The sequence below is a fragment of the Streptomyces atriruber genome, from assembly GCF_001418325.1.
Classification (GTDB): domain Bacteria; phylum Actinomycetota; class Actinomycetes; order Streptomycetales; family Streptomycetaceae; genus Streptomyces; species Streptomyces atriruber.
Map to the genome: position 1 here is coordinate 965 of NZ_LIPN01000690.1, position 438 is coordinate 1,402.

General features: G+C 76.9%; 1 protein-coding gene. It reads left to right on the forward strand.

What is annotated here, in order from left to right:
* Nucleotides 1-438: AfsR/SARP family transcriptional regulator (locus AOK03_RS40110; protein ID WP_279616374.1), on the forward strand; the 438-nt coding region annotated here is incomplete at both ends.

The following is a 438-nucleotide window of genomic DNA, read 5'->3' on the forward strand; positions in this document are numbered from 1 at the left end:
CCGCCGCGCGCGATCGGCACGCTGCGTACGTACGTCTCGCGGCTGCGCACCCTCCTCGAACCGGACCGGCGGGCCCGTGAACCCGCCCGGCTCCTGGTGTCCGCGGGCGACGGCTACGCCCTGCGGGTCCCGCGCGGCGCCCTCGACGCGAGCGAGCTGGAGGACCGCTTGGCCGCGGCGCGCTCGCTGCGCGTCGCCGGTGAACACGCCGACGCCTACGCCGAGTTGACCGCCGCGCTCGCCCTCTCCGACGGTGCCCCGCTGGCCGGGCTGCCCGGTCCGTACGCCCGGCGCCAGCGCGACCGGCTCACCGAACTCTCCGTCACCGCGCAGGAGGAGTTCTTCGCCTGCGCGCTCGAACTGGGCTGCCACGGCGAGACGATCGCCCCCCTGAGCGTCTTCGCGGCCGAGCATCCGCTGCGCGAGCGCGCCCAGGCC